2 protein-coding genes are annotated in these 1,322 nt (G+C 36.4%); both read left to right on the forward strand.

What is annotated here, in order from left to right; all coding sequences use genetic code 11:
• The coding region (locus BY457_RS19120) for a hypothetical protein (protein WP_181256541.1) at nucleotides 1–539 on the forward strand (539 nt) is incomplete at its 5' end.
• A gap of 269 nt (nucleotides 540–808) precedes the next feature.
• On the forward strand, nucleotides 809–1,234 hold the full coding sequence (locus tag BY457_RS18860) for a hypothetical protein (protein ID WP_106154876.1): 426 nt from the start codon (nucleotides 809–811) through the stop codon (nucleotides 1,232–1,234).
• The last annotated feature ends 88 nt before the right edge of the window (nucleotides 1,235–1,322 follow it).

A 1,322-nucleotide genomic window follows, 5' to 3' on the forward strand; every position in this document is an offset into this window, starting at 1 on the left:
ATTTAACCGAAATAATCACGCTTCCGGAATATGTTCTGGACAACGGCACGCAATATTGGGATACCACCATTACTTTTCAGGCGCAGGTGCCGTGGGACCACTCACACCGGTTAGAAAATGCCGTGGATTTACGTACCCTGCCCGATTTGGAAGAAAGGGTGCTGAGGAAATATGAGCAAATCAGGCAATACTTTGTTAATTGTGATATAGCAGGAAAAATAGAATCGTCAGAAATCAAATCATCCTATTATTATGGATCATTGTATAAAACTAGCCTAAATGATATTAAACAAGACATACTGACAAGTTTATTATCATTCAACCCAAGTTTCTCTAAAAAACAAGTTTTTCCTATAGAAAATTACGAATTAGCATTGTATAGAGACAGTAAAATCGCATTATTAAGAGGCATTTTTGATAAAAGTGCCGTGATAAAATTGACAGAATATGATCCGGAGGTTTATCCTGAACCATACGAAGTAAAATGGCATGTATTTCTTTATCTTCCCGAAGGAGAAACAGAGTTACAGGTCTATTGATTTAATTACTTAAACGTTCGGGATAAGCCTATTAAAAGCGGCCGATCTTTTATTAGTGTTTGTCTATAAAGTCCGACTTCTGTGTTGTTGCTCAAAGTATAAATCCTCATTATAGCTGTTTAACACGATCTTAACGAGAAACCAGGATGGAAATTACATTGACTATGAAACCAAAAAGAATCAATGGATTATGTCCATTGATGAATTTAAATCTCTTGCCCGTATCAAGGAAGAAAAAACCATTACCAAAGCCAATAACCAGGTGTTCTATGTTGATTAAAAAATTGTTATTTATCATAATTTGTATTGCTTCATTTGCAGCCTGCAATATTGAGTCCGGCAAGCGCGAAACTTCTGATTCCAAAACCGTATCACAACTTGATACGGTTTGGAAAGAAGTGGTTCCGTTTAAAGAGAAGCATGACATTTTAGATACCGATACCGTACTGATAGGCACCAGTGATTCTATGATGCAAAAATACACTTCCAGTCTTGAAAAACTGGATGGCATTATACACCGGATAGCAGGAAAGGTTAAGCACTACGAGAAGCAGCCTATTTACTGGGTGGAAGTTGACAGACAAGGCACTCAAATGCTTCTTTTAGAATTAAATGACAAGCCCTTAGCCTATGCTTATACGGGAAGAAGTCCAGAATATAGAATTGATTATCTGAATCCTTATATAGATTGTTGAACTAAACCCGTTTTCAACGGGAGCTTACCATCATAAAACTAAGAAATCTTCTTAAATAAACCGATTTTTCGGCCTCAAACAATTAAAA

The organism is Marinilabilia salmonicolor (genome assembly GCF_003003035.1).
Taxonomy (GTDB): domain Bacteria; phylum Bacteroidota; class Bacteroidia; order Bacteroidales; family Marinilabiliaceae; genus Marinilabilia; species Marinilabilia salmonicolor_A.